This window comes from Nostoc sp. WHI (genome assembly GCF_015714725.1).
Lineage (GTDB): Bacteria > Cyanobacteriota > Cyanobacteriia > Cyanobacteriales > Nostocaceae > Nostoc.
In genome coordinates, this window is sequence record NZ_WBKM01000118.1 from 36,775 (window position 1) to 57,398 (window position 20,624).

Here is a 20,624-nt window from a genome sequence, read left to right on the forward strand (position 1 = left end):
TAGTACCTGCGCCACCGTTCGCGTGGCGCAAGCTAATAGCATTACTCTTGCATTCCTGCATACAGCAGTCGTACAAATAAACGCACACCATCATCATTCTTCAATATAGAATATGATGGAGCTTCACTGTTACCAATCGCACGCAAATCTGACAGCAATTCTGGATGGAATTGACAAGTAAAAGAGCGTCGGATTTTCTTAGTTTCAAAGTCTTTATAATTAATACAGGTAGCCGAACATTCCGTAACTATTTCACCATTTTCCTCTGCTGTTGAACAAAGAATTTCTACAGCATCGGGTAGTTGTATCAACCATGACAAAGTACTACCAGCGATGATGTGCCGATAAGGAACAATGGCATCATGTATCATCCGGTAAGCCCAATTAGCAAACAGTATCGCTTCTTCGTTGACTTCATCCGAGTGGAACATCGAAATCGATACTTGACGCTCGTATTGAATCGTTGTGTCAATCACGCCTTCGTGAGTATCAGCCGTTACATCATGAGCATGAATAATTTCCCAAGGAATACTTAAGGCATCGCCATCAGGAGACTGATAAGGCAACAACACACTCGCGCCTACTTCCTTTGATTCGTTGCGCGTCACGGCAAAATGTTCATCATTCCAGCCAGTAGCAACTATGCGTCCATCGCGCTTTTTGATTTGGAGTGTCTTGCCCATCGCTTGGATGCGTTCTGCAACTTCTTGCAGTGATTTGAGAGTTCTACCGTCTTTGTCACGTTCTAGAGATGTCGTGCTAAGAACTTTCTTGACTGCTCGCCGAATCAGTCGGATATGACATTCAGCAGCCAGTTGATGCCCTACACAAATAAAGATTGCGGCAGCACTACTAGGCGATCGCGAAATCAGTAACTTTTCCACTAATCCAAACATATCTTCTCGCGGGCAAGCCGGACTTGTCCAAGTGGATGCATCGTAAGTCGAAGGATCGCCGCCTTCCACTACCACCGCATAACCAGAAGTAATTGCCGGAATCACTATCTCTGGATCGATGACTCCAGTTGACCAAACAGGCAACAATACTGAGTCCATATCCGCGACTTTCTGAGCAATGTAGGCAATGTTTTTCGAGGCTCTAACATCTTCACCGGCAGCGTTAACACCTACATGTTCCCAAGGTTCGATGATGGTTATAGAATTGCGTAACAAATTAGAGTGCAACAGCAGAAACTCTAAATCTGACCGTGAATTAATGACTTTTTCTAAAGGCGAAGCATGTCCCCATTCAAAAATGCCATCGGCGGCAAACAATTCTTTTTGGTCAAGCGGATTTTCCGAATTTCTATCTGCTAAGAAACGACCTAATAAAATATGTGCCGATTCAAAATCTGATCTGCCTGAATGCAAGTAGCCGGGAGTTAATCGCCAGTCGGCTATGGTGGTTTTATTGTTGTTAAATTTGATAGCTTCTACCATGTGTCCTCAACAATAGATTTATATTATATGATATGGTCATCTTCATTCCTAAAAGTAGTACCTGTGCCACACTTTGCATATCGCCTAACGATCGCCTCGGTTGCTGCAATAATTTCCATATCTTGCTCCCAAATTTCCGACATGAAAAAGACAAGGATAGCTACGATATTTCTCTCTACTATAGGTATCCCAAAGCCAGCTTTAGCTCCAAAAGCTTTAGCAATTTGATTACGTAAAAAATAGGATTCGGATTGAGCAGAGACATCGGCAATCCCAGGGTTAGCGCGTCTCAAGGCATCTTATTTGCCTGTAATTTTCAAGTAGCCATCACCAAAGCTAACATTTTTCGTCGTAAAACTTAGGTTTTAAGTCACTTCTAGTATTGAGAATATAGGCAATATAGCAATCCTATTTGATTTGTGAAAATTGAAAGCCTTAGATTCCCGACTTTTTAAATAAGTTGGGAATTTTATTGTTGGTGGGCAATACTACTCCAAATAAGCAAAGCAGCAGAAATTGAAGATGTTTTTTCTTCCCAGCATCGGGGTTCCATAATGATAGCATCAAACAAATGTGGTATCTTAGAGCCTGACACCAAACGCGCACATAATCTCGGAAGTTTATTTAAAACATCGTGCGTCTACATGGAGGTTTCATTGATGTTTCTCGCCTATTCAGCTAAACCTATTGATGACAATCTCAAAAATTTGGTAGACGAAATAGAAGCGCAAAGCCTTAGTTTATCAGTTTTAGCAGCGCGTCAATTTCGCTATAGCTTGCGTCAAACTCCTGTAGAAGTAAATATCAAAGAACCCCGCCAGTTTAACGTACTCGAAGAATTTATTATCCGCGCTGCTATTGAATTTCAACCTCCGCCAACAGAGGATGAATTAGCATCTGTACTTGGGCTTGATTCTATATTTATCCAAACTACTACTGCAACTCTTCGGACATTACAAACTCTATCAGCAACATCGCCAATTACAGTCACTCCTGAAGGTCGTTTATTCTATGAGAAAGGCTCTGTACCACAGCCACCATATCTTGTACAGCTTAATGCTATTACAGACCCTTTAAGCGACAAAATCACCTTTCAATCTGAATCCTTAAACGAGACAGTGATAAATTTGCCAGACTTGGCAGACTTTATAACTATTGATCATACAATTATTGATATTTCTTTGTTACCGCTTGAGGAAATACAAAAAAGTATTCAAGCTTCAGGTTTAGCACTTCATGTCCCAGAAGAGGGAAAAATTGTCACTTCCTATAAGGTATTAGCTTCGACTCAAAAAATTTGGAGAAAGATATCGTTTTTTGTTATCTTTGATTCCCTTGAGGATAAGTTGAGCATCCAAATAAGAAATGGAAAGCAAATTTTAGAGTCAGCATCAAATTGGTTAGAAGTGCTACACGCTGAAGGCAAAATATCTTTGCAAGCATTATGTAAATTGTCAACTGAAACCATCAATTTTCAACGTGAAGTCGTTCTCAAGGAAAAAAATGCTGAAATAGAAGCTAGACTCGAAAAGGTTCGCCAAAAGGCGCTAGAAACTGCCACAAAAACCAGTCAAAAACTAGATAATTCTACAGTGCTAGGTGAAGCTATACAGTTACGCAATGGACAAATTAGCCAAGCTTTTTCAGAAGTTTTAAATTCGGCTAAACGTCAGGTTTTGATTTATTCTCCTTGGGTGAATCAGGCAGTTGTCAATGACACATTTCTAACTCTGTTACAGAAATTAGCTAATCGCGGAGTTTGGATTTTAATTGGACATGGAATTTCGCGGCAACAAGAAGACGAAGATAAACCAATTCCACCAGAAGTAGAGAAAAAACTTCGAGCGATAAAAACACCTGATGGTTTACCATCTGTACAGGTTTTTTGGTTGGGAGATTCCCATGTTAAAGAAGTAATAGTTGATCAGGAAATCCATCTTTGTGGTTCTCATAACTGGCTATCTTATCGCGGCGATTACCTACCACGAGGTGAGTCAGTTTATAAAGTTACAATTCCCCATCAAGTCCAGGAAGCTTATGAATTTCTCGCTAATCGCTTCCAAAATCAGGCTCAAAAATTATGGCAAAATGCTCTAGAAAACCGCGATTATAAACTGGCTGTAGAGTCTTTATGTGTGTGGGGTGCGCTATGTATGGAAGACATTGCACTCCAAAAGATAGAGCAAAACAACTGGCTGGAACTTCTGCCTATATGGTTGAGTGTGGCACTTCAGGGGTTAAAGTCCAAGAATATACAACCTGATTCAGTAATTTTTAAGACAGCACTTTCGTTGCTGAATCAAGTTTCTATTGAAGAAGCTTTTATTGAGCCATTGCAAGAGGGATGGCGTAAAGTTATGGGCGCGATCGCAATTAACAATCCTCAAATTGCTTCAAACTTACTTAGTGATGAAGTGTGGGCGCAGTTTCTACGTCTCAATATTGTTCAAAAGAGTGATTCACCTGCTGATTTTATTCTGTATCGCCCTTAACCCATACTAGGATATTTTGCATACTTCAATAGTAATAATTTTTTGGAGGACAACTAATAAATCTGTCGTCCTGATTTCGCGTGAGTTGGCAATTAAATGATTCTTAACCTTTGATTGACTTAAAGATAGATCCAGAGATTCGTCTTATTCGATACAATTTATAGGTAGAGAGAGCCGAGGAGAACAAGGTGGTTTTATTAAAAGGCTTTGAGATTGAGATGTACACTGGCACGCCTCAAGGTGAAATCGTCGGTCTCTCAGACAAAATTGTTGCAGCTTTGGATGGATTTATGCGGGAGCCAGACAGCCGCAACGTGGAATACATAACCCAACCATCCCCTGATTACGAGAATTTATTGTGTGCTTTGCTGCGTCCCCGGCGGGAGTTGCGAAACTACCTCGATCGCTTGGGCAATTACACCCTGATACCGGGGAGTACTTTGTCTTTGGGTGGGAGCGATCGCTTTCTCCGTTCCGATCCAGCTAACCCCTATCATGACTACATTGAAAATACTTACAGTACGAAAGTAGTCACCGCTAGCGTACATATTAATATAGGCATCAGCGACCCGGAAGTATTAATGCGGGCGTGTCGGGTGATCCGGATGGAAGCACCTTTATTTCTTGCCCTCAGTGCCTCATCTCCTTTCCTGGATGGCAAAGCTACTGGTTATCACTCCACTCGTTGGGGAGTCTTCCCGCAAACGCCTACCCATGTGCCCCTATTTGCTAGCCACGCCGATCATATTCAGTGGGTGGAAAATCAACTCGCTGCTGGAACAATGCAAAACGTGCGGCATTTATGGACATCAGTACGACCAAATGGCGATCGCCGTCCCTATGACTTAAATCGGCTAGAACTGCGAATTTGCGATTTAGTCACAGATCCCATTGCCTTACTAGCCATTGCTGCCTTATTAGAAGCGCGTTTGTTGCAAATAATCGAAAATCCCAGCATCGATCCATTAACTCAAAGTACCTTCTCTCCTGAAGAACTTGTCACCCTGACTGCTGAAAACGAAACTGCTGCTGCTGTTGGTAGTCTTGATGCTCAACTGAGGCATTGGCAAGATGGCAGAAGCATTGTAGCTAGAGATTGGATTGCTCAAATGTACCAAGATGTTTGGGCGATCGCCAAACAACGAGGCTTTAGCTGTTTCCTTTCCCCTTTGCAGAAAATCCTCCGCGAAGGCAATGAAGCTCAACAGTGGTTGCAGTTACACACAGTTGGTTTTGACAGCCAGCGCGTTATCACTCAAGCTATTGTTGCCACCCAAGAACGCGAAATCGAACTCGAAAACAAATTGTGTTCGTCCCTGCTGGCTTAACTCAAGAGGCAGGGAGTAGGGAGTAGGGAGTAGGGAGTAGGGAGTAGGGAGTAGGGAGTAGGGAGTAGGGAGTAGGGAGTAGGGAGTAGGGAGTAGGGGGGACGGGAGGTAAAAAGGGGAAAGACTTACTGCAACTTCTAGCTTGCTTTCTTGCCCACGTCCTCTGTCTTCAGACAAATGGTAAATTTTCTGGGAGATACCACTAACCCTAAAGGACACTAGCACTTAACCTTCTCTATATAAAACTTAATATTTCCTAATTTTAACCAAACATCCTCTCAGGCATTGCTCTGGGAGGGTTTGTACTTTGTTTTAAAAATCTAATCAATAGCCAGTATTTTATTATTATTAACAAAACCTATGAATAGCCTCTACCTTTTGGTAGATTCTACATTTGCGATAATTTTTTTATACAATACGTAAATTATACGGACAATGACTCAGGTAGTTTTAGTTAACCCGCAAATTCCTCCGAATACAGGTAATATTGCTCGTACTTGTGCAGCTACGGGTACAGAGTTACATTTAGTCGGGCCTTTAGGATTTGAAATTAGCGATCGCTACCTCAAAAGAGCTGGATTAGATTACTGGCCTTATGTAAAACTACACTATCACGAATCGCTAGAAGCCTTTAAAACCTTACATCAGGAGCGTGGAGGCAGATGGTTAGGTTTTACAGTCGGTGGAAAGTTGAATTACGCCAGCTTTCAGTTTCAAGCCGATGATTGGCTGCTCTTTGGTAGTGAAACCACTGGCTTACCACCAACAATTCTGTCAGATTGTGATGCTACCCTTTATATTCCGATGAGCCAACCTGGAGTTCGCAGCTTGAATCTGTCAGTGAGTGTGGCAATTGGTTTATTTGAAACCCGTCGTCAGTTAGGCTATTTACAATAATTGTTTACCTTGATATTCACAAGTATATTTACTTATGCTATATTCAAGTATCTATTAGACAAATGATTTGTGGCGGCAAAAACTTTCTTAGTTACCGTAAGAATGTGTAAAGCAATATACCTAAAAATGGGTTTATTTGCAAATTGTAGTGGAAGATACTTACAAGCAATGGAAGGTTATTATAAGAAATCTGTATATAAGACTTGGGATATTGCCAAATTTGAATGATAAATATTGATGAATTGGAAGCATCCTAAATTGGGGAACCAAAGGGCTAAAACCCAGTTGTGCTTGATATTTGAGCTATTTTGGCTCAATGAACGCTAGAGAGCAGCTAAAAAGCAACCGATAGTTCATACGGTTGTTTTTTAGGGAATAATCAACGTAAAGTCTCGTGTTGAGAAGACGGATTCGGTAGAAATATCTTGAAGATATCTACAGCAGGGGGCATCACTTTTACAGAAGTCGCAGCAATTTAATTCTCAGCAGCGACTATGGACTTGGCAAATAATTTGTCCAGTCCCCGCGATTGACGCAAGACAGGCGCGGACAATGGTAAAAAGTAAAACGTCCTAAGTGGTGTTAGGAGTGGTTCTGAGAAGTAAACACAGCAAACTTTAAGTTTTGCTAATACGTGTGAACTTGTCTAAATCAGAGAAGCAGGTTAATCTTGCGTAAGCATCTCTGGTGAATGTGATCTTGATCTATCGTTCGTTGTGATCTAAACCATTGACTAGTATCCAACTGAAAAATCGAGGTCAGTTAAGCGCTAGTGATCATAGGAGGTCGTCTTTGAAACGAGCATTGAAAAAGAGAGTAAAAGCTGTGTTGAACAATAACCCCAGCAGCGATGATGCCCCGGTAGAACTGCTAAATGTGATAAATCCAAAAATTAACCGCCGGGTGCGGACAAAAGCCGCGATGATTGGCTTGGCAATCTCTATGGGAGCAACCAGCCTTTTGGTGACTCGACAAAGCGATCAAGCCCAAGCAGCAGTGCCTGTAGGTAGCCAAAAGGCAACTTCAACGATTCCTGCTGCTAACATTGAGGTGAAATTTGCCTCCACAAAGCTGGAGTCCCAAGCAATCTCATCAGCGAGCGTGCCGGAAAATCCTGTGATCGTGGAACCAACCGCAGTCTCACAAGTGCCTGGGCTTGAAGCTAAATGGCAAGTTGCGGCCAATGGAATGTCTTTGCCAGTTCCTGCATCAGCAACGTTTTCCCAGGCAACACCAGTTTATAAAAATTCCACCTACCTGAAGCCTCAAATAGCACAGGGATTGAGCAATACCTTAGCTGAGACTAGTTTTCCAACAGTCAACAAGCTATCTAACTCTAGTGCTGATGGTATTGAGGGCAGTACAGAGGATGCATCGGTGAGTGTCCTACCACAAACAGTGGCAACATCTGGCGCAGCCAACAGTGAAATAAATGCACAACTTAAGGCGCAACAAGAGTTCGCACTGAATCGTTTACAAGAAAAATCGAATCGTTTAAGAAAGAGTCTGGCACAGTTGCGGTCTGGGGAAACCAAAAATTTATCACAAGCTGATATAGCTTTGGTGCAGCCAACAACTGTAGTTGAGAAGACTGCATTAGCCCAGTCGGACACTTCTGACGATGCAACCCAAGCAAACCTGATATCGAGGTTAAAACAGAAGACACAGACGAGTGTAGTTGTCCCAGCTACACCAACATTGATCGCGTCTTCGACTCGAATAGCCTACGAAGTTAAGCCTGGAGATACATTAGCAGCGATCGCCAGCAGATACAAGACTTCAGTATCAGAACTAGCTAGGGCAAATAACCTCAGCAACCCAAATGAACTGCAAATTAGTCAAAAACTAATTATTCCTGCCGCTCAAGTTGAGGCAAGTGTAGCTACTAAGCCTACTTTCGTAGAGTCCAGTAATACTCCAAAGTTGGCCAGCTACCCTGTGAACATTGGTAGTGCCAACTCGTATCTACCTGCTCCACAATCACCAACTATTGCCGACAACAGCAGCATTACCGTCCCTACACCGGTAATTGCGAACAAGCAGATTCAGGCAAATAGTACGACCGACTTAGAAATAGCTCCCACCCCTGCTACCTCCTATGCCGTAGGTGGTGACACCCCAGTGCCAAAAGTTTTTGGCGAAATGCAGCCGCCTAAAACACCAGCAAATAGGGTAGCAAGGGCAAACAATAACAATAATGACCGTTTGCGGGGCTTACAAGCAGAAATCCAGAGGTTACAGCAGAAATATCGCGCTCAACAGTCTGGGAACTTAGTTGTGCCAGCAGCTACCGAAACTAATAATGCTGCGATGCTCACTCCTGTTTCTAGCCCCAATAATTTCACTGTACCTAACCCCGCAGTTCGACCAAATAGTGTAGCGATACAAATTCCAGTTCCTACACCTATGAGAGCTAACTTTAGCGCTCAACCAATTAAGTCCCAATTCCGTGCTACTCTCCCGGCTAACGATCCAGTAAACCCAGATTTCTTGCCCAGTCTAGGATCTGCTAGTCAATGGACTCCCTCTAGCAATCCATCTGGAACAAGGGTTACAACGCCTTCTGGAAGAGTAAATAGCTCTGATTCATTAGGAAAGATGCGGGGAAGGACAGTTTCTCCACAGGTACTACCGCCTTTGGCAGCAGTGGATCAATATTTGCCCAGGCAGATTGACGAACTTACACCTCCTCCATCTTCTTCATCCATAGCTTACACCTGGCCAGCAAAGGGTACTCTCACCTCTGGCTATGGCTGGCGCTGGGGTAGAATGCACAAAGGAATTGACGTTGCTAACTCCACTGGCACCCCAGTTGTCGCCTCAGCTGAGGGTACGATAGAAAAAGCTGGCTGGAATAAAAGTGGTTACGGCATCCTTGTCCAAATCCGCCATCCTGATGGCAGCACGACCCGCTATGCTCATAACAGCAAACTTCTGGTGCAAGCTGGTCAGCAGGTAAATCAGGGAGACACAATTGCTTTAATGGGTAGCACTGGTCACAGCACTGGCCCACACACCCACTTTGAAATCCACCCATCAGGTAAGGGTGCCGTTAATCCAATAGCTATGTTGCCGGAGCGCGTGTAATTATTGGCTGTCTGTAACTAAATCATTGCTTTGTTAGTTGAGGGAGTTTACCTCCCTCATTTGCTTTCTATTAACTCAACAGGTATGAAAGCTGGAAAAAATTGCAAAAGGGCTAGCCTTAAGCAAATTTCTATGCTAAAGTAGTAAATGACTTGAAGATATATGGCTCAGTAGCTCAGTTGGTTAGAGCGCGGGACTCATAAGCCTGAGGTCGTTGGTTCAATTCCAACCTGAGCCACTTTAAAAGTAAGACTACATAAGGGTTTCAGCTTCTAGTCATCAGTAGTACTAGGGAGCTGAATTTGTGTATAAGGCTCTTTTGACTATAAAATGACTATGCTTATTCAACAGCGTGATAGTCATGAAAGTTGGAATTGAAGCCTTGGAAGGTCGTTTAAGATTAAGATTTCCTAGAGTTTTATTCAATGGTAATCAGAAATACTTATCTTTGAATTTAGCTGATTAAAAAGTTTTTAAGCATGAAATACGGCAACCTCATTATAGCTACTTTATTATCCATTACTTCATCTGCAATACCTCCAGCTTTAGCCCAAGATTCCCTAATGGATAGAGAGTTTAGACGAAGACAAAGAGACTATGAGCAGCTAAATACCCAAAACCAGATAAGATACCTTGAGTTTCAAAATGATGCTGCTAAACAAGCTGAACAACAAAAACAGTTAATTTTAATTGGAGTTGGTGTATTAATAGTAGGAGGTTTAGGTGGGGTATGGTTCTACAATAGGAAATTTAAATCACCATCCTAAGTTCTAATGATAAGTTCCCAAATGCGATCGCTCACTAATTTGATAGCTAACTGCATCTGGGAAATAATTTCTTACCTTATTGAGTTGTATTACTTGTGATAGCTTTTTTATGAGCTAGTGGTTCTAATCTCTTGCGTTTTTTTTAAATGGTAGTCCCAGCCATCACTATTCGGGTTATTATTTTCTTGCTTAATTTGGTACATTGTGAAATCAGAAACATCCCAAGTTACCCCTTCATGAAGAAAACTTTCATAACTTGGAGGATCTATTGGATAACCTCTTTTTGCTAACTCCTGTATATCTTTGTTATCAATTCTAGCCGTAGCTTCATATTGACTAGAACCTGGGTAAGGAGAAGATGGCTCAGAGTAAATACGAAACAGAGAACACTTGATTTTTTGTGCTGGTAAAAATGAATTTCCTGATCTTAGTATTAGCTCAAGATCCACATCTTCATATTCTTTATGTTGTGTATTTGACTGCATAAACATTTCTAAGTTTTCTATGTATTTTTTTTCAGTAACTTTATTATGTGAAAAAGTTACTTGTACTTTAGAGCCATCTGGATTTTCCCATGTCAAAACTGTAGGGATATAGTTTGCCCAATCTTCATGATTGTCATCATCTGGATCACCAAATATTTTCTTAACATCCGCCTCCCACATACCTAGATGAATCTCATCAAAAGCCTCTCTGCTAACATTAGCCATAGAAATTTTTACTCCATAGTGCAGGACAATTAACCAGACTCTTAGAGAGATAAGAGCCTAATGATGCTTGGTTTTAGTAACCTGCCCAAGTAACTCTGTGGCTGTAGTTTCCTTAGATACCACAACACGTCAACTTTATTGACCCAAGAGTTATTTATTACTTACAAGCTATATCAACTTTACCTAATGAAAATATTAGTGTCAATGATTACTCAATATCATAAAATTATAAAACAGGTGTTGACTATTACCTGACTATGAAATAAGATACCTGGAGCTGAGATGCTTATATAGTTGGCTTTATTTTGGGACTCATAAGCCTGAGGTCGTTGGTTCAATTCCAACCTGAGCCACTTTAAAATTTATAAATAGACCTCTTGCAAATGTTATCGGCCAGTCATTCATGCACCCATAGTTTGATTGATCTTAGAACCTCGATTAGGTAGATGAAGTTAGCAATTCTTGAATCTGTCTTGGGGTCAATTCCTGGACATTACGCAAAACTATCGATGCTCCTGCTGCTATTAGTGTCTCACCATAGGCATCACTACGCGCTGCTGTTTCTTGCACATGGGGCGGTAAAACTCCTACACCAATCCAAATACGAGAATAATCTAGATTCCGTGCTTTCTTGACGGTATACATATCTGCTACTGTATCTCCCACATACACGATCGCTGATTTTTGCTCAATTCCATTTTCTAACTGACGAACTGTAGCAAAAAGTCCAGTGGGGTCAGGTTTTCCTGGGGCATCTTCCATTGCAATCAACACCGGAGATTCCAAACCCAGGCGTTTTTCTAATACATAGTTAGCAGAAGCACGAGTCGCACCACTAAAAAATCCCCAAGCAATCCCCCCTTTAGTAAGTTGCTTTAAATAGCTAGGTTGCAATAATAAAGGTTCATTACAGATATACCCAGTAAAATTATTTGGGTCTGGGCCTCGGTAACGCGATTGAAAAAAAGCAACGATCGCATTGTAATCTAGTTGCAGTTGTTCGCGGGTCTGTTCTTGGGTTTCAAAGTAGCGATAAATTAATTCCTGCGAGGCTTCCCAATCATTATTCCACACACCTTCAGATTTCAGTTGGTCAATATCTAATGATGTTGGACGATATGCTTGGGTAGTAAAATATTCTACGGTATCTGCGATCGCTCGGCGATAGGAACCGCTAACATCGCGCACAACGCCATCAATATCGAAAATAACGATCGCTTTTACAGAAGTTTGTTGAGTCATGAGGTAGGAAGCAAAAGAGTTTTACATCATCATAATGCGCTCATGACTCCGGCAAAAAATCAGAGTCAAGGACTTGCTCTAGTGTAAAGGGAGATTGTTCAGGGAAGGTAGCGATCGCTAATCCAGTTTCAATTACAGTCAGTCGTCTAGCCGTTTGATAGCTTTCGTCAAAAACCTGATCAAAGTGAGGTTTCAAGCTCGGACTTTCCTTAAGTGCCTTTTGGACTCGCCTACGGTGTTCTAAAATTGTATACTGCCAACTTTTTGAGCGTCTTTCAGTTTGAATCTGGTATTTGAGCAAATGCATCAGCAACACTTCCAGATTGCTTTCCAATGCCCGCTTTTCACTTCTGCCCATCGTTTCGATTTCTTCAATCAGATTCTCTAAGTCCAGTTGTGTGAAATTCTTTTGCTTGAGCAGTTCTGCTGTGGTTTGAATCCACAGATAAAAGTCTTGCTCATATAAATCTAAACCAGCTGTTGTTTGAGATTGGGGCAGTTGGGCAGTCATAAGCATCTGTAGTTAGCGCCGACTAAACTTTATGGTAGTTCACGACGGCAAAAATAAGCCACCGATCTTAAATGTCTAAAACCCTTGCAGTATATGAATTACGAATTACGAATTACGAATTACGAATTATGTTGATTCTGGTAAAAAATCAGGGTCGAGGGCTTGCTCTGGCGTGAAAGGAGATTCTTCAGGAAAGATAACTACATCCAATTCAGTTTCATCGGCTGCCAACAATCTAGCATCGTCATAACACAGTCCAAAAACCTCAGAGAAATAGGGTTTGAGGCTAGGACTTTCTTCTAGAGCTTGTCTGAGGCGTTTGCGATGCTCCCGAATTGTTGCTCGCCAACTACCAGAGCGCTTCTCGGACTGATATTTATACTTTAATAGATGCATTAGCACCACTTCCAAATTGCTTCTCAGTGCTTTCTTTTCACTCCTGCCCATTGTTTCGATTTCATCAATCAAATTCTCTAAGTCCAGTTCTGTGAGCCGACCTTGTTTTAGCAGTTCTGCCGTGGTTTGAATCCACAGGTAAAAGTCTTGCTGATACAAATCTGAACCAGATGTTGTTTGAGATTGGGGCAGCTGGGCAGTCATAAACATCTTTAGTTAGCACTGACTAGACTTTATAGTAGTCCATTCTCAATTACTGTTTAGTCATTTGGTAAGGTATTGCGTTAGAATAAGCGATCGCTATCATAATTAAGTAATGCCCGGAAATTCCCGGAGGTGTGATTGACCAAGTTTATTTTGAAAATTTTGTGGTTAGACGAGAACGTTGCTCTAGCAGTCGATCAAATTGTAGGTAAAGGCACAAGTCCTTTAACGAAGTACTTTTTCTGGCCCAGAAATGATGCCTGGGAAGAGTTAAAAAAGGAACTAGAGGCCAAACATTGGATTGCTGATCTGGATCGTGTCGAGTTGCTTAATAAAGCGACCGAAGTAATTAACTACTGGCAAGAGGAAGGTAGAAACCGTCCAATGGCAGAAGCTCAATTGAAATTTCCTGAAGTTGCCTTCACAGGTAGCGCTTGATATTCACAATTAGCTCTTCTGCTGTTCTACAAGCTGCCACAGTTTGATAGTCTTGTCCTTGCTGCCACTTGCAATCAATTGTGTAACTTTGCTTATAGCAATGGTAGATACTGAGTCTACATGACCAGAGAGAGTAACAATCTCTTCTCCTGTGCTTACCCTCCAGAGCTTAACTGTTTTGTCGCAACTTGCACTTAGGAGGGTTTCGCTATCGTCAGTAAAAGCCACAGCCACCACAGACCAGGAATGGCTTAAAAGTGTGCTGATTAGCTGACCAGTGTTTACCTCCCACAATTTAATGGTGTTATCATCACTACCTGTCGCCAAAATTTGACCATCGGGACTAAAAGCGACTGTCAAAACCGCCCATGCATGACCCGAAAGGGTGCTTAACAAGCTATAGCATGGGCGGTTTTTAAATTCTCTATGCAAATCATCTGCAAATGTAGGTATTTGCCACAGGCGAATTGTTCTGTCATAACTAGCGCTGGCTAGAATCTGTCCTTGGGGACTAAACGCCACTGAATTTACCTGTAATTGGTGTCCAATTATGGTGCAAATTTCTGCGCCAGTATTTACATCCCAAAGTTTGATTGTCTTATCCCAGCTACCACTAGCGAGAATCTGCCCATTAGGACTAAAAGCTACTGATTTTACAATATGTGAGTGTCCCAAGAGGGTGCAGACTTCTTCTAATGTCTCAATCTGCCACAATTTGATAGTTTTATCGTCGCTAGCAGTTGCCAGAATTTGACCATTTGGACTGAAGGCGACTGATGTCACAGGTTGGAAATGTCCCAATAGGCTAGTTAAAAATTTTTTGGTATTTAGATTCCACAATTTAATGTTTTTGTCATCCCCACCACTGGCTAAGGTGTTACCGTCAGGGCTGATGGCAATGGTATTCACACTACTCAATACACCGGAATGTCCAGTTAAAGTATGCAAGCATTGCCACAGAGGATTTGGTAATTTAAAATTTTGAGTTTTACATTCCATACCCATTGCTTGCATAACTTCATTAGCTGACTGAAAGCGGCGGCTAACAGCATTTTGCAGCAACTTGTCGAGGATTAGTGCTAGACGTAGACGCCTTGCGTCTTGTCGCCAGACATCGCTTACTTTGGTGGTAATATACTGTCGCCAAGCCCAGCAATCATTAGCAATATCAAATAAATCAAAGGGAGGAATCTGGGTAAGTAGGTAAATGCAAGTTACACCCAGACTGTAAAGGTCACTAGCAAAAACTGCTTTTCCCCTCGCTTGTTCTGGTGCCGCATATTCTGGACTACCAAGGCTGATTTCATCTGTTAGCCAATCAATTTCTGTGACGATTTTTGCAGTGGTAAAATCGACTATGACTAAATCCCCTTTCTTTGTAATTGGGGATCTACGGATGATATTGTGGGGTTTAATATCGCGGTGGATAATGTTGCGATCGCTAATAAACTGTAAAACTGGCAACAAATCCTCTAAAAGTTGCCAAATCTGAGTTTCATTAAAAGCGCCTTCTTCCTCAACCACCTGAGCCAAATTAGTGCCTGCAATAAACTCCTGCACCCAATAAAAGTATCCATCCTCCTGGAAATATGCCAGTAAAGTGGAAATTTGCGGATGTTTGGCTAATTGTTCTAGCTGTTGTGCTTTTTGCTGACAGGCTTTAAGTGATTCGTTTTGCAGTAAGAATTGTTGCACTACACAAGGAACTGGAGAAAATTGACCCTCATCTACAGCGAGGAAGGTTTTGCACAATTCCCCTTCATCAGTCAGCTTGAGTAAACGATAACGTTCTTGGATCAGCAAAATTTCCCTGCCAGCATTACAGGGTGGGCAGGATTACCCACCAGATAATTTTATTTGTTGTAGTGAAGCTTTGGACGGATAGCTGTAATTTCGTAATGATCTCGTGCAAGGAATTTGGTAGCGTTTGGTATAGGCGATCGAGAAATATCCTCACTAGAAAGCCTGCAAATCTTTTCAAAAGACTAGCAGGCATGGCTTATCATCAATCGGAGCGGCGGGATTCGAACCCACGACCTCCACTACCCCAAAGTGGCGCGCTACCAAGCTGCGCTACGCCCCGGTCAAGAACCTATATTATATTACAAAACGCTAGGATAATCAAGAGACAAAGTTAAAAAACTTTGAGCATTGCAGTAGCTTGCAGTAAATCTGGAACCGCAGAAGCATCCCACTGACCTTCTACACATCGCCCTGTATTTAAGATAAAGCGCAGACTGTAAGCATGAGGATAGCCTTCTACCTCCATCCATAATAAATCGCTTTCAGCTTCACAGGCAATTTTTTCCTCTTCCATCAATTCAGTTGCGAGTTGCTTTATGGTATCTGCTAGCTGTGCTAAGAGACGACAAAAATCATTCAACTCGGCTTCGGTTAACTCAATTGCCCAATCATCTGTACCCACTAAACCTTTAAATTCATCTACATCGGGATTCCAGCCAATACGCCAACCAGATCCGCTTTTGACAACGCGTTCCATAAAAAGTTAGGAGGCAGGGGGCAGGAGTTATTGATTTACAACTTATAACTCCGCGATTACTTAAGTAATTCAGCACCTCCTCGTTGGGGTGGTTGTGGGGTGGTGGATGTAGTTGGACTGGGTGTGGTGTTGGGGTTAGGGGATAAGGTATTTTTGGAAGGAGGATTAAATATATTTACTAAGACTTGTATTAAATCGTTTCGCTGGTTGCGGGTGAGACGTGCGATCGCATCTCGATCACTTTCCAGAGGATTATTCCGTAGCGTATCATTCCCTGGATAGCTAGTATCATACATAATTTCGTTTGCACCCAGGTAATCAGCTAAAGTCAGCTTCCAATCCAAGCGATAAATTGGAGCACGTCCTTTGGTATAAATGTGATATGTAATTAGGCGATTTACCAAGGTGTTGTTTTCGGCAACTTTACCATTTTCTTTGCTGATATACTTATTTTCCCGTGGGAAATCTGGTAATTGCTGATATACTAGCTGCCAAACATCGCTAGGAGTAATTCTTTGAGCGTAGACCCTTGGTGTTGGCGCAGCGATCGCTCTTTGGATAGTAAATAAATTTGTATATATTGGTTTGTCCACGCTTGAACCCAAAACAATCACACTCATTACTATTAAAGCAAGCATTAGTGGTGAGTGCTGAGTTCCGAGTTTGGAGAGGATTAATCTAGATAGAAGTTTTTTCTTTTTCATAGAACGATATTTTGAAATGAGAGTGCTATCACACTGCATTTTTACTTATCGGGAAGTTGAAGTTGAGGCTTCCCGCGCTCCAACTTCAGTGACTCAGCACTCTCAACTCAGTACTGTTTTTAAATTTCCCCAATAATTTCTGGCTGAGTCAATTCATCCGACATTTCGATAATTGCCCTTAACACTGGCTTCATCATCGCATCTTCGTTATTTTCAAAGTCTTCATAACGCCGACGTTTTGCACGATTTGCCACCTGAACCGTAATGCGGTAACGATTTGAGGCTGCACTAATTAGCTCCTCAGAACGGTGCATAATCTGAGACTGAGTTGTCTCGAACTTAGAACGCTTTAGCATAATCAGTGGTTCTTAGGGTCATTCTCCAGTGTAGCAGTACTGATAGATATGCTGCTATCTGTTTCGTTGCCAGCAACCTTTATCAAGAGAGAGGTTGAGAGTGTTTTAGTCATTACAAGCTACTTATAATATAGGACTATGATTTAATTTTTGAAAAAACTCTGTAGGAATTATACTGAGATATTGAGGAAAATAATGCCTATATACACAGCTAGCGGGCAAAAAAGAGCTTCAGGTACAAAGGAACACTGTTCTGCTGATCCACAAAAGCTAGCAACCATTGGTTGTGCTCTTGGTCACCAAGTTCGTGTGAGGCTTACTGCTAATGAATACGCGCTTTATACTGTTAAGCAAACGCCTCAAGAGAACCCAGACAATATCGTCCGCATGACAGACACAGGATGGTCACGTTTAGCAGCAGTCTCATTCCCATGCAATGCTACAGTAGATTCTCAAGTAGTTCACCCGACATATACTGATGCATACGCAGAAGCCAATAGCGAGTTTGTCGAGCGTTTAACAGACAACGGCACTCATGTTGGACTCGTTGCGATCGCTCCCCACGGTGGCAAGATTGAAGAGGGAACTGACTTACAAGCAGAGCGTGTGGCTTCTGTGCTTGCTGCTAAAGGTGTATCTTCTTGGTGTTGCAAAGGTTGGAAACAAGGCGGCGATGCTTATGATCGGTGGCACATCACATCTACAGATATTCACGAAGCTTCATTTCCCTTACTGAGTAAAATTATTAATCGTGAATTTAGCTATGCAGTAGCTTTTCATGGCTTCTCTCAAAATAAGATCCTGATTGGTGGCGGTGCTAACCTCGCACTCAAGCTAGAAATCCAACAGGCAATTCAGAATGCTATTGTCGGTAGCGGCATCAGTGTAGAGATTGCTACTCCAAAGAGTCCATTCGATGGCGATAATCCTAACAATATTGTCAACCGATTGGCTAATGGCAATGGTATCCAAATTGAGCAGTCTAAAAAAGCGCGAACAAATTATTGGCAGCAAATTGCTGATGCTGTTGCGTCTGTCTATAACTCCAAAATTTAATCGATTTGTCACATAATTGTAAAAGTCAATCAATAGACCTCTTGCATAAATAATTTTTTGTCTCACGCAAAGGCGCAAAGGCGCAAAGAAGAAAGCGAAAAGAAGGACTTTTGCAAGAGGTCTAATGTACATTGCTTCTTTAGGCTTAAGCAGCTGCGATAAATGAAACAATGTACATTGACCTTTGAAGCTAGTATCTATGTTCTAGTTGTTAAAAGCATCTTTGATGCTATCAACAGTGCGTTCAACAGCATTCTTTGTTTTGTCTACTGCTTCTTTAGTCCGAGACGCATCTTCATTTGCTCTTTTCTCAATTCGAGCGGCATCTCTCTTTGCTTTTCGCTCAACAAAACTACCATTGTTATCTGTTGCTTGGTCAACTTTATTGGCATTTTTGTTTGCAGTTTGCTTGACTTTATCTGCCGTATCATCGATAAAATTTTTGGCTCGTCCAGCATCTTTGCTAGCTTTCTCTTGAACTTGATCGCCTGCATCTGCCGATGCAATCAAGTTGACAGTAGGATCAGCCATTGCTGAGGTGTTTGAGAAAAACGCACCTTGCCAAACAAAAGCGATCGCTAATAGACAAAACAGGGTTGTAGTCATCCAACGTTTTACAGTCGAAAGCCCTTTTGTCAAGTAATTCAGTTTCATAGAGTACAATCTTCATGAGATTTAGCATACTATTTTTACTTCATCTAGCCTATTTACCATATCCTTCCCTAGATAGAGGTTCTTCCGCCATAAGTTGTTAAACAAATTCACTATTTTGACAGATTAAACTTTGGTAAAGATTTTTCCCTGGTAATCAAGGAGCGAATTAAACGGTTCACAGATTTTGGACATATTCTTGAGGTCATCGCTGCCATGCGCGCAACACTGCTCCCAGAGTAGCGATTCCCTCCACAATCTTCTGAGTTGGCTGAAAGCTAAAAGCAAGCCTGATGGCATCATCCCCTTGTCCGTTGGCGTAGCAGCGTGTCCCTGGCAGAAAGCTGACACCGTGTTCACTGGCAGCAATTAGGAGGGCTTTGGCGCTGATGTCTGGCGGTAATTTACACCAGACATAAAAGCCCCCCTCTGGTCGCAGAGTGACTATATCACTGGGAAACTCCTGAGCGATCGCTTCTAACAACAAATTACACTTATGCTGATAACAGGCGATTAGCTCCTGAATGTGATAATCTAATTTGCCTGTTGCACAGTAGCGGGCGACTACATGGCTGATCAATGGTCCGACTGGCCCCTCGCTTTTAAACATTGCCAACCGCTCAATAATCGCTGGATCGCCACAAGCCCAGCCCAGCCGGATACCAGGCGCAATAATTTTCGAGAAGGTATTCACATATAATACCCACCCCTCTTGGTCTAGGGTCGCCAGGGGAGGTACAGTTTCTCCTTGGAAACGCAAATCGCTGTAAGCATCGTCTTCTACCACTAGGACGCCATACTCAGCCGCCAGTGCTACTAGCTTTTGGCGACGAAATAACGGCATAGTAGCGCCTGTGGGATTGTGAAAGGTGGGGATAGTATAAATAAACCGAGGTCTGATGCCCTGTTTCTTCAAGTCGCTCAATGTTACTTCTAACGCATCTACATCCATCCCCAACTCATCCACAGGAATGGTAATCAGACGTGCACCAGCGTTGACGAATCTGCCAACTGCTCCCAGATAGGTTGGTGCTTCCACAATCACCACGTCACCGGGTTCGATAAATACATCTGGTAACAAGCCAAGAATCTGACTAGAACCGTAGCCAATGATCACCCGATCGCGATCGGCAGCGATTCCTTTAGCCTGCAAGCGGAGGATAATTTGCTCATACAATTGACCTGAAGGTGGGCCGTAGTTGAGGGCGATCGGAGCCTCTTCTGCCAGCACAGCAGCACTTGCAGTAGCCAAGTCAGTGTGGGGAAAGAGAATCGGGTCAGCTAGTCCGTAGGCAAAGCTGACGGTGATGATTTTGGTTAACTCTGTGCCATAGGTTGGTGGTGCAAGGTTTCTAGCTCGTTCAGCGAACAAATCAGCAATTTGGTGGGTATGGGTGATGGGAACCATAAGTAATTTAAAAACTTCTTTATTCATTTGCTAGTCGCCCAGAATCCAGAATCCAGCATAGATTCTGACTTCTTTCTGTACAGATGCGATGAATCGCGTCTGTACTTCTGAATTCTTTCTCATAACATTATGATAAGCATCGTGAATATTGATTAATAAAACGGAATTATTTAGAGTGAAATTGATTAACTTTAAGTGCCAGCAGCTAATTCTGAGTTTAGGCTTGTCTGCTACTGATTATTGCCTATGAAGAGTGCTGAGTTCCGTTAGCGATAGCGGGGCGTTTAGCCCGTGCTGAGTGCTGAGTGAAAAGACCGCCCACACTCTTGCTGGTATCAACCTTCTCTTTATAAGAAGATTCCGCGCCACTTGCGGGCGGGGCTTTTACCGTAGTGCTGAGTGCTGAGTACTTCTTAAATTTACTTAGCACTGAGTTGA

At 42.3% G+C, this 20,624-nt stretch carries 19 protein-coding genes and 2 tRNA genes; 8 read left to right on the forward strand and 13 right to left on the reverse strand.

Going from position 1 to position 20,624, the window contains the following annotated elements:
* Positions 1-41: 41 nt before the first annotated feature.
* Both F8S12_RS11665 and F8S12_RS11670 read right to left on the reverse strand, forming a co-directional pair.
* Entirely contained in the window at positions 42-1,439 is a 1,398-nt protein-coding gene (locus F8S12_RS11665; protein ID WP_196516442.1) for a hypothetical protein, read from the reverse strand.
* Positions 1,440-1,462: 23 nt separating this feature from the next.
* The gene (locus F8S12_RS11670) at positions 1,463-1,732 is read right to left on the reverse strand and encodes a hypothetical protein (RefSeq protein WP_196516443.1); all 270 of its coding nucleotides are present in this window, start codon (positions 1,730-1,732) and stop codon (positions 1,463-1,465) included.
* Positions 1,733-2,098: 366 nt separating this feature from the next.
* Between F8S12_RS11670 and F8S12_RS11675 the strand changes: the two genes are divergently transcribed.
* The 6 genes from F8S12_RS11675 (at position 2,099) to F8S12_RS11705 (ending at position 10,010) form a co-directional block, all read left to right on the forward strand.
* Positions 2,099-3,931 (forward strand): hypothetical protein, encoded by a 1,833-nt coding sequence (locus F8S12_RS11675; RefSeq protein WP_196516444.1) that lies wholly within the window; start codon positions 2,099-2,101, stop codon positions 3,929-3,931.
* Positions 3,932-4,119: 188 nt separating this feature from the next.
* Entirely contained in the window at positions 4,120-5,259 is a 1,140-nt protein-coding gene (gene gshA, locus F8S12_RS11680) for a glutamate--cysteine ligase (protein ID WP_196516445.1), read from the forward strand.
* Between the two features lie 435 nt (positions 5,260-5,694).
* On the forward strand, positions 5,695-6,156 hold the full coding sequence (locus F8S12_RS11685; protein WP_196516446.1) for a tRNA (cytidine(34)-2'-O)-methyltransferase: 462 nt from the start codon (positions 5,695-5,697) through the stop codon (positions 6,154-6,156).
* A gap of 825 nt (positions 6,157-6,981) precedes the next feature.
* Positions 6,982-9,243, forward strand: a complete 2,262-nt coding sequence (locus tag F8S12_RS11695) for a peptidoglycan DD-metalloendopeptidase family protein (RefSeq protein WP_331001386.1) — start codon at positions 6,982-6,984, stop codon at positions 9,241-9,243.
* Positions 9,244-9,407: 164 nt separating this feature from the next.
* A tRNA-Met gene (locus F8S12_RS11700) sits at positions 9,408-9,481 on the forward strand.
* A 241-nt stretch (positions 9,482-9,722) separates the two neighbouring features.
* Positions 9,723-10,010 carry a hypothetical protein gene (locus tag F8S12_RS11705; RefSeq protein ID WP_196516449.1) on the forward strand — a complete coding sequence of 96 codons (288 nt, stop codon included), beginning with the start codon at positions 9,723-9,725 and terminating at the stop codon, positions 10,008-10,010.
* A gap of 107 nt (positions 10,011-10,117) precedes the next feature.
* Here F8S12_RS11705 and F8S12_RS11710 read toward each other — a convergent pair whose 3' ends face one another.
* The 4 genes from F8S12_RS11710 to F8S12_RS11725 form a co-directional block, all read right to left on the reverse strand.
* The gene (locus F8S12_RS11710; protein WP_196516450.1) at positions 10,118-10,720 is read right to left on the reverse strand and encodes a hypothetical protein; all 603 of its coding nucleotides are present in this window, start codon (positions 10,718-10,720) and stop codon (positions 10,118-10,120) included.
* A 438-nt stretch (positions 10,721-11,158) separates the two neighbouring features.
* A complete protein-coding gene (locus F8S12_RS11715) occupies positions 11,159-11,962 on the reverse strand; it encodes a TIGR01548 family HAD-type hydrolase (protein ID WP_196516451.1) in 804 nt (267 codons plus the stop codon).
* Between the two features lie 40 nt (positions 11,963-12,002).
* Positions 12,003-12,473, reverse strand: coding sequence for a DUF29 domain-containing protein (locus F8S12_RS11720; protein ID WP_196516452.1), 471 nt, complete (start codon positions 12,471-12,473; stop codon positions 12,003-12,005).
* A gap of 126 nt (positions 12,474-12,599) precedes the next feature.
* Positions 12,600-13,073 carry a DUF29 domain-containing protein gene (locus F8S12_RS11725; RefSeq protein ID WP_196516453.1) on the reverse strand — a complete coding sequence of 158 codons (474 nt, stop codon included), beginning with the start codon at positions 13,071-13,073 and terminating at the stop codon, positions 12,600-12,602.
* A gap of 138 nt (positions 13,074-13,211) precedes the next feature.
* Here F8S12_RS11725 and F8S12_RS11730 point away from each other — a divergent pair, with 138 nt between their 5' ends.
* On the forward strand, positions 13,212-13,511 hold the full coding sequence (locus F8S12_RS11730; RefSeq protein ID WP_196516454.1) for a 30S ribosomal protein PSRP-3: 300 nt from the start codon (positions 13,212-13,214) through the stop codon (positions 13,509-13,511).
* Positions 13,512-13,520: 9 nt separating this feature from the next.
* Here the strand turns inward: F8S12_RS11730 and F8S12_RS11735 are convergent, their stop codons facing one another.
* From F8S12_RS11735 to F8S12_RS11755, 5 genes are all read right to left on the reverse strand, one after another.
* Entirely contained in the window at positions 13,521-15,314 is a 1,794-nt protein-coding gene (locus tag F8S12_RS11735) for a serine/threonine-protein kinase (RefSeq protein WP_196516455.1), read from the reverse strand.
* A 206-nt stretch (positions 15,315-15,520) separates the two neighbouring features.
* Positions 15,521-15,594, reverse strand: a tRNA-Pro gene (locus F8S12_RS11740).
* Positions 15,595-15,645: 51 nt separating this feature from the next.
* Positions 15,646-16,011 (reverse strand): DUF1818 family protein, encoded by a 366-nt coding sequence (locus F8S12_RS11745; RefSeq protein ID WP_196516456.1) that lies wholly within the window; start codon positions 16,009-16,011, stop codon positions 15,646-15,648.
* 56 nt (positions 16,012-16,067) lie between these two features.
* Entirely contained in the window at positions 16,068-16,715 is a 648-nt protein-coding gene (locus F8S12_RS11750; protein ID WP_230967956.1) for a hypothetical protein, read from the reverse strand.
* A gap of 119 nt (positions 16,716-16,834) precedes the next feature.
* Entirely contained in the window at positions 16,835-17,071 is a 237-nt protein-coding gene (locus F8S12_RS11755) for a DNA-directed RNA polymerase subunit omega (protein WP_196516457.1), read from the reverse strand.
* 195 nt (positions 17,072-17,266) lie between these two features.
* Here F8S12_RS11755 and F8S12_RS11760 point away from each other — a divergent pair, with 195 nt between their 5' ends.
* A complete protein-coding gene (locus F8S12_RS11760) occupies positions 17,267-18,127 on the forward strand; it encodes a poly-gamma-glutamate hydrolase family protein (RefSeq protein ID WP_196516458.1) in 861 nt (286 codons plus the stop codon).
* A 204-nt stretch (positions 18,128-18,331) separates the two neighbouring features.
* Here the strand turns inward: F8S12_RS11760 and F8S12_RS11765 are convergent, their stop codons facing one another.
* Together F8S12_RS11765 and F8S12_RS11770 are read right to left on the reverse strand one after the other, a co-directional pair.
* Complete coding sequence (locus tag F8S12_RS11765) at positions 18,332-18,781, reverse strand: hypothetical protein (RefSeq protein WP_196516459.1); 450 nt, start codon at positions 18,779-18,781, stop codon at positions 18,332-18,334.
* A 202-nt stretch (positions 18,782-18,983) separates the two neighbouring features.
* Complete coding sequence (locus F8S12_RS11770; protein ID WP_230967957.1) at positions 18,984-20,213, reverse strand: aminotransferase-like domain-containing protein; 1,230 nt, start codon at positions 20,211-20,213, stop codon at positions 18,984-18,986.
* Positions 20,214-20,624: the final 411 nt, after the last annotated feature.

Bases quoted from the DNA above. Each gene is read 5' to 3' on its own strand.
- F8S12_RS11665 (WP_196516442.1), bottom strand. From the start codon at position 1,439: ATGGTAGAAGCTATCAAATTTAACAACAATAAAACCACCATAGCCGAC.
- F8S12_RS11675 (WP_196516444.1), top strand. From the start codon at position 2,099: ATGTTTCTCGCCTATTCAGCTAAACCTATTGATGACAATCTCAAAAAT.
- F8S12_RS11685 (WP_196516446.1), top strand. From the start codon at position 5,695: ATGACTCAGGTAGTTTTAGTTAACCCGCAAATTCCTCCGAATACAGGT.
- F8S12_RS11705 (WP_196516449.1), top strand. From the start codon at position 9,723: ATGAAATACGGCAACCTCATTATAGCTACTTTATTATCCATTACTTCA.
- F8S12_RS11710 (WP_196516450.1), bottom strand. From the start codon at position 10,720: ATGGCTAATGTTAGCAGAGAGGCTTTTGATGAGATTCATCTAGGTATG.
- F8S12_RS11715 (WP_196516451.1), bottom strand. From the start codon at position 11,962: ATGACTCAACAAACTTCTGTAAAAGCGATCGTTATTTTCGATATTGAT.
- F8S12_RS11720 (WP_196516452.1), bottom strand. From the start codon at position 12,473: ATGACTGCCCAACTGCCCCAATCTCAAACAACAGCTGGTTTAGATTTA.
- F8S12_RS11725 (WP_196516453.1), bottom strand. From the start codon at position 13,073: ATGACTGCCCAGCTGCCCCAATCTCAAACAACATCTGGTTCAGATTTG.
- F8S12_RS11745 (WP_196516456.1), bottom strand. From the start codon at position 16,011: ATGGAACGCGTTGTCAAAAGCGGATCTGGTTGGCGTATTGGCTGGAAT.
- F8S12_RS11750 (WP_230967956.1), bottom strand. From the start codon at position 16,715: ATGAAAAAGAAAAAACTTCTATCTAGATTAATCCTCTCCAAACTCGGA.
- F8S12_RS11755 (WP_196516457.1), bottom strand. From the start codon at position 17,071: ATGCTAAAGCGTTCTAAGTTCGAGACAACTCAGTCTCAGATTATGCAC.
- F8S12_RS11760 (WP_196516458.1), top strand. From the start codon at position 17,267: ATGCCTATATACACAGCTAGCGGGCAAAAAAGAGCTTCAGGTACAAAG.
- F8S12_RS11765 (WP_196516459.1), bottom strand. From the start codon at position 18,781: ATGAAACTGAATTACTTGACAAAAGGGCTTTCGACTGTAAAACGTTGG.
- F8S12_RS11770 (WP_230967957.1), bottom strand. From the start codon at position 20,213: ATGAATAAAGAAGTTTTTAAATTACTTATGGTTCCCATCACCCATACC.